Consider the following 14,681-nt stretch of genomic DNA (forward strand, 5'->3'; position numbering starts at 1 on the left):
GCATGACGGTGACGATCGCGGAGCGTGTCATGCAGGAGTTGATCCGCGCCCGGGCGCCGCTCGACGACGACGAACTCGCGCGACGGCTGGGCGTACAGCCCCGGCAGACGATCAACCAGGCGTGTCGCAGGCTGGAGCAGGACCACCGGCTGCGCCGATACATCGGCGTCGGCGGAAAAATGGTGAACGAGATCCGTACCGATCCGGTGGACACGATCGTCGCGCAGGAGGTTCCGCCGGCGCCGCCGGCGGGGGACAGCGCCGCCCAGCGTCGGGCCGAAGGCATCATGCTCGCCCTGCTGGGTGAACGTCTGGGACAGTCGTTGCGACCTCGCAGGTTCCTTCTGCCCGACGGTGCGCGGGTCGAGGTGGACGGTGCCGACGAGGGCCTCACCATCCTCGTGGAGGCGTGGGCGCATCAGGGGCCGCCCAAGTCCGCGCAGAAGCACAAGGTTCTCGCCGATGCGATGCGACTTCTGTTCGTTGCCTCGACACTTCCCGCGCGGCCCCGGATGGTGCTCTGCCTGTCCGACGAGGAAGCGGCCCGGCACTTCACCACGTCCCGGTCCTGGGCGGCCAGCGCACTCCGTACCTTCGACGTCCATGTGGAGGTGGTCGAACTGCCACCTGAGATGCGAAGCGAGATCGTGGCCGCACAGCGGCGTCAGTACCGCTGAACCTCTCAGACGTCGCACTGCGTGGGCATGCCCAGAGCAGAATGGCTCGCTCGGTGCCGCCGGCGGCGGGAGGCTTCCGTCATGACAACCGGCGTTAGCGGTGAGGTGGCCACCCACTACGCCCGGCACCGGTGCAGCTTTCGCCCCGAGCGCTCGCCGCGCTCCACCTCGACCCCAAGGACACGGTAGTCCACCTCGGCTGCGGTACCGGGCAATTGAGCATCCCGCTTGCCGCCCGACTGGGCGTGGTCGTCGGCGTGGATCCGGAGCCGGACATGCTGGCCCTCGCCCGAGACGCCGGCCTGAACGCCGAAACGACCAAGACCGCCTGGATCCTTGGCAGTGACGCGACCTGTGACTACGGCACTATGTCACCAGGCGATAGTTGGGTATCCCCCTGTTGCGCTCCTCTGCCGAAGCGTCGATGGAGCGCGCAGTCACGCCGGCCGGGACCGGTGCCCGGGACAGGTGAATGCCCTCTAGACATGTGTCACACCAGAACGAGACGTAGCCGTAGTCCGCTTCGGTGGGACCGGTGAACACTATGCGCAGCGTTCGGTGGCCGCAGTTCGGGCATTGCAGGTTCGACGCGGCCGGCAAGGTGCGGTAGACGACCTCGTACGCGTCAAGCCAACCTTCGAACGTCGCCATCAATCCGCTCCTCCCGGCCTGACTGGTTGACTCTGCCACCACTCATCTTCGCGGGCATAGGCTCGATCCTCGAAGGCGTCCGCCTCCTCGCGCGTCTTTGGATACGGGCGTCCCTCACGAAGCTCCGAGACGTGAAAACGCTCATGTTCGAGGGTTCGCACCAGATCCTCCTCGCTTCGGAATGCATCTCGGCACAGCATGACGGACTGATCGGCCCTGGTGATCCCGCACAACCCGGACATCCGATTGTTGATCGTGATCTGGATGTCGGAGACATCGACGCCGTATTTGGCGGCGACGCGCTGCACCGCCTCCATGTTCATCGGCATCCGAGGACCGCGCCCTTTACCGCGTACTCGACTGAGGTCGTCAGGTGGTCTAGGTTCCGCTGGACGCGATCGGCTCAGGGCCTGCTTCAGCCTGTCGATCAGCTCGCCGAGCCGCCGCACCTCCGGCATCAGCCGTCGCAAACTGGCCAACAACCCCCGCAACAACCGCGCGATCCGCGCCGCCCAGGACGCCACTGTCGTGGTGACCTGCTCCACGACCAGCGGCGTCGCCAGCCCCGCGCTGGCGACCAGTTCCGCCGCGTACACGATCAGGCGCGAGACGCAGGCGGCGACGGCGTCGCGGACCAGCAGCCGGACGGCGGCGACCAGGCCGGCGGCGCCCTCGGTGATCGCGGCCATCGCCTCGGCGCCCCGCGCCAGGCCGATGACGGCCTGCTGCTGCTCGTCGGCCCAGCGTCGGTAGCCGGCGCCGGCGACTCCGGTCCAGCCGGCGACCTCGGTGCGGACCGCGTGGGCCAGGTCGGCGGCGTCCTCGCGCAGCGACGCGGCGACGTGGCGCCAGGTCTGGGCGTGCGCGGTGATCTCGGCGGGGTCGCCGGCGAGCCAGTCGAGGGCCTCGCTGAGCGGTTTGACGTGCTCGATCAGCCAGGCGATGCCGTACTGCAGGAGGGCGCTGGCCGGGTCGGACACGATCGCGAGCGCGTCCAGGCCGGCGCTGACCACGCCCAGGGTGCCGTCGATCCAGCTGCCGGCGCGCACGCCCTGGGCGATGAGTTCGATGTCCTCGCAGATCCAGATGCCCGCCCAGGCGCTGGGCCCGGTGTCCGCCGCGCCGGCGACCAGCGGGTTGGTGGTCACCTGCGGTTCCGCGCCTGGTCGAGCAGGTGTGCGGCGTGGGCGTCGGAGGCGCGGTAGCGCTCGGCGCCGGTGCGGACCTTGCCGGCGGTGTCGCGGACGGACGTGGCGGCGGCTTCGACGCCGTCGACCAGGGTGCGCTGGAGGCCGTTGAGCAGCACCGGCATGATCTGGCAGAGCTGCCCGTACGCGTCGGTGCCGAGCCGGACGCGCAGCCCGGCCTGGCGGGCCGTGTCGATGCTGTCGGCGCAGCGATCCAGGTGGGCGGCGTGGGCGGTCAGCTCGTCCGGGTCGACCTGGAGGATCTCACCGTCGGGCATCCGGCGGGCCCTGGTCGGGGTCGAGCCGCCGCCGGTGGGACTCGACGATCGCGCGCGCGGCCGGGTCGTCCGCGCCGAGCGTCTCGGCGGTCGCCTCGGTGAGCCGGCGCAGCAGGTCGGCGCGCGCGGCCCGGGTGGTGGCCACGACCTGTCGGGCGGTGTGGGCGGCGGAGTGCCGGCGGATGCGTTCGTCGAGGCGAAGGTCGGCCAGCAGCCCGGCGGCGTCGACTGTCACCTCGACCAGGCCGTCGTCACTGCGGGCGGCGCCGGTCAGCGCCTGGGTGCGTGCGGACAGGGCGTGCGCGCGGGCGGCCCGCGCGGCGAGGCCCGACTCCCACTCGTCGAGCCGGCGTCCCGCCGCGTCCAGCGCGGCCTCGTCCGCCCACATGGCCACCCTCCCCAGGGGACACTCGTGACGGTGACGATATCAACCGGTCGCGCTCGGTGTATGTCCCGTTCGTCTGCGGGTCCCGGACAGCGGAGCGACCATCAGCCGTGTAGGAGGGGCATGGGTCAACCCTGGAGTCGCTGCGCCCAGTAGACCTGGTCGTCGGGTCCCTGGTAGACCAGCGCCAGCACCAGGTCGGGCAGCGTCACCGGCGCGCTGGCGATCGGAAGGTCCCGGAGCTGCCTCTCCAGGCGCGGGAAGAGTGCCACGAAGGCCACCGGTGAGGCCCCGGCGTCCACGATCGCCAGCCGGCTTCCGCCGCTGTACCACTCGTTTTCGCCGACCTGGACGCCGCCGGCTCCGCGCGACCAGGGGTAGCGGTCGGCGATCCGCTGGTCCGTCCCGGCGCTGCCCATGCCGACGCTCTCCTGCGGCGCGGCCACCGCGAACACCGGCGGTTTGAGGTCGGTGCGCCTGTCGACGAGGAAGAGCGAGAAGTGTCCGCCGTTCAGCGGGACCGGCGGCGCCTGCCAGGACACCCGGCCCAGCACCAGTTGGTCACCGTTCGACACCACCGGCGCCTGGTAGGCCGCGCCGAGCGCGGCCTGCGCCTCGTCGTAGGTGACGAACTCCAACGACGACCGGAGGTGGAGCGCCTCCGGACCGTAGGGTGGGCGCTGGTGCCACCAACGCCAACCGCCGACCGCCGCCAGGGTCACCACCAACGCCACCGCTGCGAGAGCCGCCCGCCGCCAGGTCATGCCGCTGAGTGAATCATGCCGTCGCCGCCAGCCGGACGATCGCGGCCACCGAGCGGTCCACGTCCGCCTCCGTGGTGGTCGCGTTCGACACCGAGATCCGCATCAGCCGCCGTCCCCGCCACGTCGTGCCGCCCACCCAGCACGTCCCGTCGGCCTGCGCCGCGGCGATGACCCGGTCGGTGGCCGTGTCGTCGCCGAAGCCGACCAGCACCTGGTTGAGCACCACGTCGTTGACCACCTCGAACCCCGCCGAGGCAAGCCCGCCGGCGAACCGGCGGGCCAGCGCGCAACACCGCTCGACGAGCGCGGCCACCCCGTCGCGGCCCAGCTCTCGCAGGCCGGCCCAGGCCGCGAAGCCACGGGCCCGCCGCGAGGACTCCGCGGTCAGGTCCGCGCCCGCCGGAGCCCCACCGGAACCCACGAGGTACGCGGCCGCGTACGACATGGCCGCCGCGTGCACGTCGGGGCGGGCGCAGAACGCGAACGCGGTGTCGTACGGCAAGTTCAGCCACTTGTGGCCGTCGCAGGCCCACGAGTCGGCCGCCTCGACGCCGTCCACCAGGTGCCGGGTGGCCGGGCTGGCGGCGGCCCACAGCCCGAACGCGCCGTCCACGTGCACCCAGCCGCCGTGCCGGTGCGCCAGGTCGCACGCCGACCGCAGCTCGTCGAACGCGCCGGTGTTCACGTTGCCGGCCTGGAGGCAGACGATTGTCGGTCCGGGTTCGCGCTCGCGCAGCGCGGCGGCCAGCGCGCCGGGGTCGACGGCGCCCTGCGGGCCGGTGGGCACCTCCCGTAGCGCGTCGGTGCCGAGGCCGAGCAGGCGCAGCGACCGGTCCACGGTGGCGTGCCGTTCGACGCCGGCGAGCACCCGCACCGGTGGCGCGCCGAGCAGCCCGCGCCGTTCCACGTCCCAGCCGGCGTCGGCGAGCACCTGGTGCCGGGCGGCCGCGAGCCCGGCCGTGTTGGCCGCCTGGCCGCCGGTGACGAAGCCGACCGACGCCGTCGCCGGGATGCCGAGCAGTTCCTTGAGCCAGGTGCCGGCCGCCGCCTCGGCGGCCACCGCGGCCGGCGAGGTGACCGCGTTGAACGCGAGCTGGTCCCAGCCGGCGGCGAGCATGTCGGCGGCGGTGGCCGCCGGGGACGCGCCGCCCACCACGAAGCCGAAGTAGCGGGGCCCGGCGGTGGCGACCAGTCCCGGCTCGGCGGCGGCCACCAGTTCCGCCAGCACCCGCTCCGGCGGGGTGGGCGCGGCCGGCAACGCGACGGCGAACGCCTCGTTCAGCGCGTCCCGGTCGACAGGCGTCCCGACCGGCCGTTCCGGCAGTGACCGCCGGTAGTCGGCCGCGTGGTCGGCGGCCTGCCGGAACAGCTTCCGCAGCTCGTCCATCGCCGCACCCTACCGGCGGTTGCGGGACCGGACGCGCCGGTGGGAGCCGGGTGGACTCGGAGTGAGTACGGAGTGACCCGCGTGACCGCTGGCTCACCCAGGAACTCCTGGGTTTGTGTGGACTGGATCGGACCGTCGGTGGCTTTCCCGCCGACGAGACGGCGCACCGGGGGAGGAACGGATGGGTCTGCGAAGACTGCTGGACAGCACGCCCGCGCGTCTCGCCGGGCAGGGTTCCGATCTGCTCCAACTGGTCGTCCTCGCCGGGACGGCCCTCGCCGCGCTGTACGGCGTCGGCACCACGTGGGCGGTGGCACTGCACGTCCCACCGGCGACACTCGTCGTCGTGGCCCTGGTCCTCCTCGCCGGCGCGGCGCTGACGTACTACGTCCGGTGCGTCTACCGCCCACCGGACTTCCTGATCGAGGAACTCGAGGGGTCGCTGGTCGTCACGCGCGTCGAGGAGCCCGGCGGTCGTGCCCACCACCGCTACGCCTACACGCGGCAGCAACGTGTCCGGGCGACGCGGCAGATCCGGTTGGTGGGCATCCGTTCGCACTGGAGCGGCCAGAACCGGGTGGTCGAGGAGGCGACGTCGCTGTTCCCGGAACACCGCCTGCTGGACGGCGCCGTGGCGGAGGAGGACGGGCGGGTCTACCGGTGGCTGTATCTGCTCGGGCCGCTCGCCCGCGGGCGGCGGGTGCAGGTCGGGATCAGGCAGGTGTTCGAGGACGCCTACGCGCCGATGAAACCGTACTACCGGGAGAGCTGCGAGGAGCGGCCGGTCGGGAAGCTGTCGGTGCGGGTGCAGTTCGACCACGCGGACGCGCCGGCCGAGGCGTGGTACGTGGTGTGGCGGAGAACGCGGTCGGGGTCGAGTCGTCAGGAGGTCGCCCGCACCCGCTGCCGGCCGAGCGTCGACCAGACGGCGGGAACGGTCGTCTACGGGTTGACCCTCCGGCGGCCGGACCCCGCGTGCGCCTACGGCATCTGGTGGCGGTGGCCGGAGGAAACGCCTCGGCGACACGCGGGTGCGGCGGCGCGGCGTTTCGGGGACGGGGCCGTCAGTCGGGCGCTTCCCCGAGGGCGGCGGTGAGCCGGTCCAGGTGTGTCGCCACCGGGCCGGCGGTGAGCATCCCGCTGCCGGCGCCGGCCAGCTCGTGCGCCGCCGGCGCGAGCGCGTCGCGGGCCCGGCGCGTCGCGGACCGGTCGCCGAGTGCCAGGGCGGCCCGGCCGGTGAGCGTCCACAACGCCTCCAGCAGCAGGTCGCGCGGCGGCGTCGGGGTCCGTCGCAGCGCCGCGGCGGCGTCCGCCCGGCGGTCGGCGGCGAGCAGCACCAGCGGGCGCGCCCAGGGCGCGTAGGGGCCCCAGTCGGTGTCGTCGGCGGCGTCGGCCGGGAGGTCGTGCCACACCCGCAGGCAGAGCAGCGCCAGCGGGAGCAGACCCCGTTCGACACCGGGCATGCCGGAGCCGGCCAGTCCGGTCGCGGCGGCCCGGTAGGCGGCCTCCGCCACCGGGTACGGCGCGCCGGTCGCCGCCGTGCGCATGGCCCGGTACCAGGTGGTGAACACGCCGGTGAGCGGGGACTCGTGCCGGGCGGCGAGCCGGTCCGCGGCGTCGGCGTGCGCGTCGGCGGCGGCGAAGTCGGCAAGCGCGCCGCGCGCCTGCACCCGGATCAGCCGGCCGAGGATCTCCACCGGGGCCAGGCCGTGCCGGGCGGCCAGGGCGACCAGTTCCGCGCCGACCGCGTCCCGTTCGGCGGCCAGGCCGGCGCGTGTGAACGTCTGCATGAACACGCCGTTGAGCGCCTGGGCCAGCAGCGCCGGGTCGGCCAGCCGCCGGGCGATCGCCTCGGCCTGCCGGGCCGCCTCCGGCCCGCGCGTCGACGGCCGGCCGCGGGACTCGACCGCCACGGTGGCGAGCAGCCGGGCCCGGGTCGCCTCCGGCGCGTCGGGGCCGAGCCGGGACAGCGCCCGCTCCGCCGCCGCCACCACCCGCGCCGCCTGCTCCGGGTCGTCGGCGCGGGTCCAGATCGCCGGCACGTCGTACCCGCCGATCACCCGCGCGGTGAGGTCCGGGTCGCCGAGCTGCTCGGCCGCGTCGATGGCGGCCACCCGCTGGTCGCGGGCCGCCGTCAGGCCGCCGGGCCCGGTCACCGCGAGGCTGCGCAGCAGGCCGACCGTGGACTCCAGCCGGGCCCGCGCCCCGGGCACCACGCTGCGCTCGTACGCGGCGGCGGCCTCCGCCCACACCCGGGCCGGGCCGGCCGGCTCCGGGTCGGCCTGGCGCAACAGGTCGGTCTCCAACCGGCGCAGCCGCGGGCCGGGGTCCAGGCCGAGCTGGTCGCGCAGCCGCTCGCGGGCCCGGCGCAGCACGGCAAGCGCGTCGGCCTGCCGCCCGGCGCGGTAGAGGGCCAGCGCCAGCAGCCGCCAGCCGTCCTCCCGCCACGGGTGGTCCGCCACGTGGGCGTCCAGATCGGGTACGGCGTCCGCCGCCCGCCCGAGCGCGAGCAGCGCCTCGGCGCGCCGTTCCGTCGCGGTCAGTCGCAGCTCGTCGAGGCGGGCGCGTTCGGCGCGTGCCCACGGGTGGTCGAAGTCGGCGTATCCGGGCCCGCGCCACAGGCCCAGCGCCGTGTCGAGGTCGTCGAGCGCGGCCCGGGGGAGCGCGTCCGCGGCGCCGGTGACCAGGTCGGCGAAGCGCCAGGCGTCGACCGTGTCGGCGGCGGCGCGCAGCGCGTACCCCGGACCGTCGGTGACCAGCAGCCGGGCCGGCTGCCGGGGCGCGCGGCCCGGCTCCAGCCGGCGGCGCAGCGCCGCCACGAACGTGCGGACCGCGCTCACCGCGCCGGCCGGCGGGTCGTCCCACAGGTCGTCGACGAGGTGGTCGACAGGCACCACCCGGCCCCGGGCCACGATCAGCCGGGCCAGCACGGCGCGGTGCCGGGGGCCCTTCAGGTCGACCGGCGCGCCGGCCTCGTCCCAGGCCGTCACCGGACCGAGCACACCGAAGCTGACAGGCACCGACCCCTCCTCGACCCGGGTCACCGTACCGCGCTCATCGGGTGCTCATCCGGCGCCGCCACGCTGGGCCGGTACGACGACGAGGAGAGGCACCGAGATGACCATCGGCATCACCGGATTCGACTACCAGCGTGTCACCGTCGCCGACGGTGTGGCGCTGAACGTGGCGGTGGGCGGCGCCGGCCGCCCGGTCGTGCTGCTGCACGGCTTCCCGCAGACCCACCTGATGTGGCGGCACGTCGCCGCCGACCTGGCCGCCGACCACACCGTGATCTGCCCGGACCTGCGCGGGTACGGCGCCAGCGACAAGCCGCCCGCGCGTGACGAGGACACGTACGCGAAGCGGACCATGGCCGCGGACGTGGTGGCGCTGGCCCGGGCACTCGGTCACGAGCGCTTCGCGCTGGCCGGGCACGACCGGGGCGCCCTGGTCGCGGTGCGCGCCGGCCTGGACCACCCGGACGTGGTCACCCACCTGGCGTCGCTGGACGTGCTGCCGACCCTGGACATGTGGGACGTGCTGCACGGGGCGTCCGCGGCGGTGGCGTTCCACCTGTACCTGATGGCGCAGCCGCCCGGCCTGCCCGAGCGGATGATCTCCGCCAGCGCGGACGCCTTCTTCGGCCACTTCCTCGACGCCTGGGGCGCCGACCCGGCGGCCCTGCCGGCGGACGTGCGCGCCGAGTACCTGCGGGCCTCCCGGGAGGCGGTCGACTCGATCGTCGCCGACTACCGGGCCTCGGCCGGCGTCGACGTCGCGCACGACCGCGCGGACCGGGACGCGGGCCGGCGGCTGGCCATGCCGGTGGCCGTGGTCCAGCAGGACTGGGGCGCGGCGCTCGGCTACGACGCCGAGGCGGTGTGGCGGGCCTGGGCGCCGGACCTGGAGCACCGCACCACCACCGCCGGGCACTTCATGGCCGAGGAGGCGCCGGCCGAGATCAGCGCGGCGTTGCGCGCGCTGCTGGCCCGCTAGCGTCCACGCCGCGGGTTCGTGCCGCCGCGCGGCTACCGGGCCCCGCCGGCGGGGGCGTGCACGCCGCCCCCGCCGGCGAGGATCACGAGTTCCCCGGTGGCCCGGGTCATCGCGACGTAGCGGTCCACCGCCCCGGCGATCCCGTCGCCGAACGCCTCCGGCTCGACCAGCACCACCAGGTCGAACTCCAGCCCCTTGGCCAGCTCCGGGGTCAGCGACCGGACCCGGGGCGACGCCGGGAACGCGGGCTCGCCGATGACGCAGGCGACGCCCTCGGCGTGCGCGGCGAGCCAGTCGCGCACCACCTCGCCCAGTTCCGCGCGGACGCCGTGGCGCACCGGCCGGCCCCCGGTGCGGATGGACGTCGGCACGTTGGCGTCCGGCAGCACCGCCCGGATGACCGGCTCGGCCGCCGCCATCACCTGCGCCGGGGTGCGGTAGTTGACGGTCAGCGACGCCAGCTCGACCCGGTCCAACCCGACCCGTTCCAGCCGCTGCCGCCACGACTCGGCGAACCCGTGCCGGGCCTGTGCCCGGTCGCCGACCACGGTGAAGCTGCGCGACGGGCAGCGCGCCAGCAGCATCTGCCACTCGGCGTCGGTCAGCTCCTGCGCCTCGTCCACCACCACGTGCGCGAACGGCCCGGCCAGCAGGTCCGGGTCGGCGACGGCCAGCCCGCTGGAATCGACCAGACCGGCCCGGATGTCCTCGCCGCGCAGCATGGTCATCAGCCCCTCGCCGTCGTCGTAGGCGTGCGTCGCGACAAGCGCGTCCACCACGGTGTCCATCCGCTCCCGCTGCGCGGCGAGGAGCGCGTCGTTGCGCCGTCGCCGCCGGGACGCCTGCGGGTCGCCGACCCGTCGCCGCGCCGCGTCCAGCAGCGGCAGGTCGGCCACCGTCCAGGCCCGGGCGTCGGCGCGTCGCAGCACGCGGATGTCGTCCACGCTCAGCCATGGGGCGCACCGGCGCAGGTAGGCCGGCACCGACCACAGGTCCGCGACCACGTCGGCCGGGTCGAGCAGCGGCCACGCCCGGCCGAACGCGGCGACCAGCTCGCGGTTTCCGGCCAGCGACCGGCGGACCGCGTGTTCCGGCGCGTCGCCGTCGTAGCGTTGCAGCAGGATGGTGAGCAGTTCGTCCCAGACGTCGTCGCGGGCCTCGTTGTGCGCGGCGCCGGGGCCGGCCGCCGCGAACGCGTCCGCCCAGTCGGCGGCGGTCAGCCGCAGCTCGGCGTCGTCAAGCGTGACGGTCAGCCCGGTGGGGGGTGGCTCCTCGTAGAACCGCACCGCCGCCTCGACCGCGCCGACCAGCTCCGCGGACGCCTTCAGCCGGGCCACCTCCGGGTCCGCCTCGGCGGTCGCCGCCGCCCCCTCGGGCACGAGGTCGCGCAGCGTGCAGATCTGCACCTCCTCCTCGCCGAGGCTGGGCAGGACGTCGGAGACGTACGCCAGGTAGGGCTGGTGCGGCCCGACGACGAGCACCCCGCCCCGGCGCTCGCCCAGGCGCGGATCGGCGTGCAGCAGGTACGCGGTGCGGTGCAGCGCGACGACAGTCTTGCCGGTGCCCGGTCCGCCGTCGACCACGAGCGTGCCCCGGGAGCCGGCCCGGATGATGGCGTCCTGGTCGGCCTGGATGGTGCCGAGGACGTCCCGCATCCGGGCCGAGCGGGTCCCGCCGAGGCTGGCGACGAACGCGGACTGGTCGTCCAGGGCGGCGTGGCCGACGAGCCCGTTGGCGGTGAACACCTCGTCCCAGTAGTCGGTGATCCGGCCCTCGGTCCACCGGTAGCGGCGGCGGCTCGCCAGGCCCATCGGGTTGGCGTGGGTGGCGCCGAAGAACGGCTCGGCGGCGGGGGAGCGCCAGTCCAGCAGCAGCCGGCCGCCCGCGCCGTCGGTGAGGCCCAGCCGCCCCACGTACACCGGCTCGGCGCCGTCCGCGGCGACCATCCGGCCGAGGCAGAGGTCCAGGCCGTACCGGCTGAGGGTACGCAGCCGCGCGCTGGTCCGGCGGACCTCCTGGTCCCGGTCGACGGCCTGCCGGCCCTTGCCGGCCGCGCCCCGACGCGCGGCGGCGAGCCGGTCGGAGAGGTCGTCGATCGACAGTCGCAGGCTCTCCGCGATGGCCGCGAAGTGCCGCTCGTCGTCGGCGACGAGGGCGGGATCGGCCTTCGCCGAGAGGCGTTCGGGGAGGGCGAAGACGCTGGTGACGGACGGATTCACGGGCTGGGCTCCGATCTGCGGACAGGCGGGGGCCTCCGCTCTTCGCGGTTCTCTCATCGGCGGGGGTGGGGGCTTCGGCCGGCAATTCTGCGTCACCACCGGGGGCTTGCCGCAAGACCGGGGGTGCGCTATATGTTGGTAGTGGCGGGAGGTCCCGCCATTTTTGTTGCCCACGCATCAGCCTGGTGCGATCTATGGTGGGCGCGTGATCACCTGCGTTGTGCACTACACCATCGATCCCCGCCGCATCGAGGCGTTCGAGCGGTTCGCCCACGCCTGGATGCGACTGGTCCGGCGGCACGGCGGCGTGCACCACGGCTACTTCCTGCCGGCCGAGGGGGCCAGCGACCGGGCCGAGGCGCTGTTCAGCTTCGAGAGCCTGGCGGCGTACGAGCGCTACCGGTCGCGGTTCGGCACCGATCCGGAGTTCGTCGCGGCCGACCGGATCCGCGACGAGTCGGGCTGCGTACTGCGCTACGACCGCACGTTCATGCGCCCGCTGCTGCCCACCGACTGAGCCGATTCCGGGGCGTCACGTCGGCGGCGACCGCCTTAGACTGGCGGCGATGACGAGCCGGCCGCGCCTGCACGACTGGGCGGAGGTCGATCCCGCCCGGCACCCGTTCGACGCCGCCGGGGCGGCTCGCGTCGTGTGGCGGCTGGCGCCGCCGGTGCCGCCCGCCGCTGCGGTGCCGCGCCCGCGTCAGGTCTTCGACGAGGCGGCCTGGGCGGCGTCCCGCGAGGCGGACCGGCTGGCCTCCGACTGGAACGCGGCGATGACCGACGCCCTGGTCGACCACTACGGTTCCTGGGCCTACGGCTGGCACTGGGGGCCGCGCTCGCTCTGGTACTACTTCTCGCCGATCGTCACCTCACCGCCGGAGACGCTCGCCCGTGTCGCCGCGGCGCTCATGGACTGGCGACGGTGGCTGGAGGAGGTGGCCGAGCGGTTCGACCGGCTGCTGCCGGCGCTGCGGGACGCGGCGCCGGTCGGGCCCGACCGGGCGGTCGCGGCGTGGGAGGTGGCGTTCGCCGAGCTGCTGACCGCCGGGTCCGCCTGGGCCGAGGACCCGGACTGCTGGTACGGACCGTGCCACCGGATGCTCGTCTGGCTGCTCACCGCCACCGGGCTCCCCGAGGACCGCGCCGTGGCGCTCGTCGACGCGGCGCTGGCGCCGTGGTCGACGCGCTGGGCCTACCTGTCCGCCGCGGACGTCGCCGACCTCGCCGAGCGCCTCGCCCACCGGGTGGCCGGCCCGCAGACTCGCGCCCCGGCCGCCGAGGACGAGAGCTGGCCCGACACCTGGCCGCACGCCTGGCCGTCCCGGCGCTCCCACACCCGCCCACCCCCACACCCACTCCCGTAACCCCCGGCTCCCGGCGATCTTGCACTTACTGCCCGGGCGCAAGGGACTTTCCCGGCATATCGTGGGCCGAAAGTGCAAGATCGGCGGGAGGGGGCGCGGGGTGGGGTCAGGGCGGGGGGTGGGCGGCTGCGGTGTAGCGGCGGGCCAGGTGGGCGAAGGCCGCCCGTAGTTCGGTTGGGCCGACCACCTCGATGTCGGCGTCGTAGCGACCGAGCAGCGCGGCCAGGCCCGGCCAGGACCAGGCGCCCAGCACCAGGCGGCAGCGGTCCGGGCCGAGTTCCTCGACGACGCCGTCGCGGGTCCACGCGGAGACCGTCCGGGCCGGCAGGTCGAGGATCACCTCGCCCCGGCACGGCCAGTCGCCGGGGCCGGTGCTCCCCTGGAAGCGGCCGGCGACGAAGGCGGCCACGTCCCCGCCGGGCAGCTCGCGGGGCGTGAAGCGGGGGCCGGTGGGCGTACGCGGGCTGATCCGGTCGACCCGGAACGTACGCCAGTCGGCCCGGTCCAGGTCCCAGGCGACCAGGTACCAGCGACCGCCCCAGGTGACCAGGTGGTGCGGCTGCGTCCGGCGCGGCGGCGGCGCCCCCTCGGCGGGGGCGGCGTCCGGGGCGGGCGGATAGTCGAAGCGCAACTCCTCGCGGGCGTGCACGGCGGCGCTGAGCGTCATCAGCAGGGCCGGCTCGACGCGCGGTTTCGTCGGCGACCCGGCCCGTTCCACGGCGACGACCCGCAGCGCGTCGACCCGGTGACGCAGCCGCGCCGGCATCACCTGCCGCACCGTGGTCAGCGCCCGCGCCGCGGCCTCCTCGATGCCGGTGACGGTGGTGGCGGCGGTCTGCAGCGCCACCGTGAGCGCCACGGCCTGCTCGTCGTCGAAGAGCAGCGGCGGCAGCGCCGAGCCGGCACCCAACCGGTAGCCCCCGTCCGGCCCCTTCGCGCTCGCGATCGGATAGCCCAGCTCGCGCAGCCGGTCGACGTCGCGGCGCACGGTGCGCGGGCTGACCCCGAGCCGGTCGGCGAGCACCGCGCCCGGCCAGTCGCGGCGCGCCTGCAACAGGGACAGCAGGGAGAGCAGTCGCGCGGAGGTGGTGGTCACGACACGCATTCTGCCGGGAGAAGCGGACACTTCCTGACCGCTACGGCTGCGAGCGTGTGCCCGTACCGAGAACCGACCGGAAGGAACCGACGACCATGACCGTCACCGCCACGCTCACCCGCGACGAGCGCGCCGACCTGCTCACCGCGCTCGCCGCCGCCCGGGCCGCGCTGACCGCCACCGTGCGCGACCTCACCGACGCCCAGGCCGCCGAGCGTCCCACCGCCAGCGCCCTCTGCCTGGGCGGCGTGCTCAAGCACGTGACCTCCGGAGAGGAGGCCTGGATGCGCTTCGTCGACGAGGGCCCGGCGGTGATGGCGTTCACGCTGCCCGACGGCGTCACCTGGGACCAGTTCCTGTCCGGCACGGCGCGCGAGCTGCCACAGTGGGCGATCGACCGGGAGCGGACCTTCCAGATGCTGCCCGAGGACACGCTGCCCGCCATCCTCGACCGGTACGCCCGGGTGGCCGCCCGCACCGAGCAGATCGTGGCCGGCGTCCACGACCTGTCCGCGGCCCAGCCGGTGCCGGACGCGCCCTGGATCGAGCCCGGCACCGTGCTGAGCGTGCGCGCGGTGCTGATGCACGTCGTCGCCGAGACCCGCCAGCACACCGGGCACGCGGAGATCCTGCGCGAGACGCTCGACCGGCGGCCCAACGCCTGAACCGTCCGG

15 protein-coding genes are annotated in these 14,681 nt (G+C 74.8%); 6 read left to right on the plus strand and 9 right to left on the minus strand.

Features of this window, described 5'->3' with window-relative positions; genetic code table 11:
- Nucleotides 1-2: 2 nt before the first annotated feature.
- On the plus strand, nucleotides 3-677 hold the full coding sequence (locus tag ACIA5A_RS08130) for a hypothetical protein (RefSeq protein WP_396757906.1): 675 nt from the start codon (nucleotides 3-5) through the stop codon (nucleotides 675-677).
- Nucleotides 678-1,043: 366 nt separating this feature from the next.
- On the opposite strand, the gene ACIA5A_RS08135 is transcribed toward ACIA5A_RS08130, so the two are convergent.
- The 6 genes from ACIA5A_RS08135 to ACIA5A_RS08160 all read right to left on the minus strand — a co-directional run bounded on the left by ACIA5A_RS08135 (nucleotide 1,044) and on the right by ACIA5A_RS08160 (nucleotide 5,329).
- Nucleotides 1,044-1,328: a hypothetical protein gene (locus tag ACIA5A_RS08135; RefSeq protein WP_396757909.1), complete on the minus strand. Its 285-nt coding sequence runs from the start codon at nucleotides 1,326-1,328 to the stop codon at nucleotides 1,044-1,046.
- On the minus strand, nucleotides 1,328-2,476 hold the full coding sequence (locus ACIA5A_RS08140) for a WXG100 family type VII secretion target (RefSeq protein WP_396757912.1): 1,149 nt from the start codon (nucleotides 2,474-2,476) through the stop codon (nucleotides 1,328-1,330). The genes ACIA5A_RS08135 and ACIA5A_RS08140 overlap by 1 nt, the downstream gene beginning before the upstream one ends.
- Nucleotides 2,473-2,793 (minus strand): type VII secretion target, encoded by a 321-nt coding sequence (locus tag ACIA5A_RS08145; RefSeq protein ID WP_396757915.1) that lies wholly within the window; start codon nucleotides 2,791-2,793, stop codon nucleotides 2,473-2,475. Before ACIA5A_RS08145 ends, ACIA5A_RS08140 begins: the two co-directional genes overlap by 4 nt.
- Entirely contained in the window at nucleotides 2,780-3,181 is a 402-nt protein-coding gene (locus ACIA5A_RS08150; protein ID WP_396757918.1) for a YbaB/EbfC family nucleoid-associated protein, read from the minus strand. Before ACIA5A_RS08150 ends, ACIA5A_RS08145 begins: the two co-directional genes overlap by 14 nt.
- Nucleotides 3,182-3,306: 125 nt before the next feature.
- The gene (locus ACIA5A_RS08155) at nucleotides 3,307-3,942 is read right to left on the minus strand and encodes a hypothetical protein (RefSeq protein ID WP_396757921.1); all 636 of its coding nucleotides are present in this window, start codon (nucleotides 3,940-3,942) and stop codon (nucleotides 3,307-3,309) included.
- A gap of 13 nt (nucleotides 3,943-3,955) precedes the next feature.
- Nucleotides 3,956-5,329 carry a pyridoxal phosphate-dependent decarboxylase family protein gene (locus ACIA5A_RS08160; protein ID WP_396757924.1) on the minus strand — a complete coding sequence of 458 codons (1,374 nt, stop codon included), beginning with the start codon at nucleotides 5,327-5,329 and terminating at the stop codon, nucleotides 3,956-3,958.
- 181 nt (nucleotides 5,330-5,510) lie between these two features.
- Between ACIA5A_RS08160 and ACIA5A_RS08165 the strand changes: the two genes are divergently transcribed.
- A complete protein-coding gene (locus tag ACIA5A_RS08165) occupies nucleotides 5,511-6,425 on the plus strand; it encodes a hypothetical protein (RefSeq protein ID WP_396757927.1) in 915 nt (304 codons plus the stop codon).
- Here the strand turns inward: ACIA5A_RS08165 and ACIA5A_RS08170 are convergent.
- Nucleotides 6,394-8,349 carry a BTAD domain-containing putative transcriptional regulator gene (locus ACIA5A_RS08170; RefSeq protein ID WP_396757930.1) on the minus strand — a complete coding sequence of 652 codons (1,956 nt, stop codon included), beginning with the start codon at nucleotides 8,347-8,349 and terminating at the stop codon, nucleotides 6,394-6,396. The two genes, ACIA5A_RS08165 and ACIA5A_RS08170, sit on opposite strands and share 32 nt — an antisense overlap.
- A gap of 97 nt (nucleotides 8,350-8,446) precedes the next feature.
- On the opposite strand from ACIA5A_RS08170, the gene ACIA5A_RS08175 reads away from it, so the two are divergent.
- Complete coding sequence (locus ACIA5A_RS08175; protein WP_396757933.1) at nucleotides 8,447-9,325, plus strand: alpha/beta fold hydrolase; 879 nt, start codon at nucleotides 8,447-8,449, stop codon at nucleotides 9,323-9,325.
- A gap of 32 nt (nucleotides 9,326-9,357) precedes the next feature.
- On the opposite strand, the gene helR is transcribed toward ACIA5A_RS08175, so the two are convergent.
- Nucleotides 9,358-11,544, minus strand: coding sequence for an RNA polymerase recycling motor ATPase HelR (gene helR, locus ACIA5A_RS08180; protein WP_396757936.1), 2,187 nt, complete (start codon nucleotides 11,542-11,544; stop codon nucleotides 9,358-9,360).
- A gap of 205 nt (nucleotides 11,545-11,749) precedes the next feature.
- Between helR and ACIA5A_RS08185 the strand changes: the two genes are divergently transcribed.
- Together ACIA5A_RS08185 and ACIA5A_RS08190 are read left to right on the plus strand one after the other, a co-directional pair.
- Complete coding sequence (locus ACIA5A_RS08185) at nucleotides 11,750-12,061, plus strand: NIPSNAP family protein (RefSeq protein WP_396757939.1); 312 nt, start codon at nucleotides 11,750-11,752, stop codon at nucleotides 12,059-12,061.
- A gap of 49 nt (nucleotides 12,062-12,110) precedes the next feature.
- Nucleotides 12,111-12,911, plus strand: a complete 801-nt coding sequence (locus ACIA5A_RS08190) for a hypothetical protein (protein ID WP_396757942.1) — start codon at nucleotides 12,111-12,113, stop codon at nucleotides 12,909-12,911.
- Between the two features lie 106 nt (nucleotides 12,912-13,017).
- On the opposite strand, the gene ACIA5A_RS08195 is transcribed toward ACIA5A_RS08190, so the two are convergent.
- Nucleotides 13,018-14,016, minus strand: a complete 999-nt coding sequence (locus ACIA5A_RS08195) for a helix-turn-helix transcriptional regulator (RefSeq protein WP_396757944.1) — start codon at nucleotides 14,014-14,016, stop codon at nucleotides 13,018-13,020.
- A gap of 86 nt (nucleotides 14,017-14,102) precedes the next feature.
- Between ACIA5A_RS08195 and ACIA5A_RS08200 the strand changes: the two genes are divergently transcribed.
- A complete protein-coding gene (locus ACIA5A_RS08200; RefSeq protein ID WP_396757947.1) occupies nucleotides 14,103-14,672 on the plus strand; it encodes a DUF664 domain-containing protein in 570 nt (189 codons plus the stop codon).
- The last annotated feature ends 9 nt before the right edge of the window (nucleotides 14,673-14,681 follow it).

The sequence above is a fragment of the Micromonospora sp. NPDC051300 genome (assembly GCF_044455315.1).
GTDB classification, from domain to species: Bacteria; Actinomycetota; Actinomycetes; order Mycobacteriales; family Micromonosporaceae; genus Micromonospora; species Micromonospora robiginosa.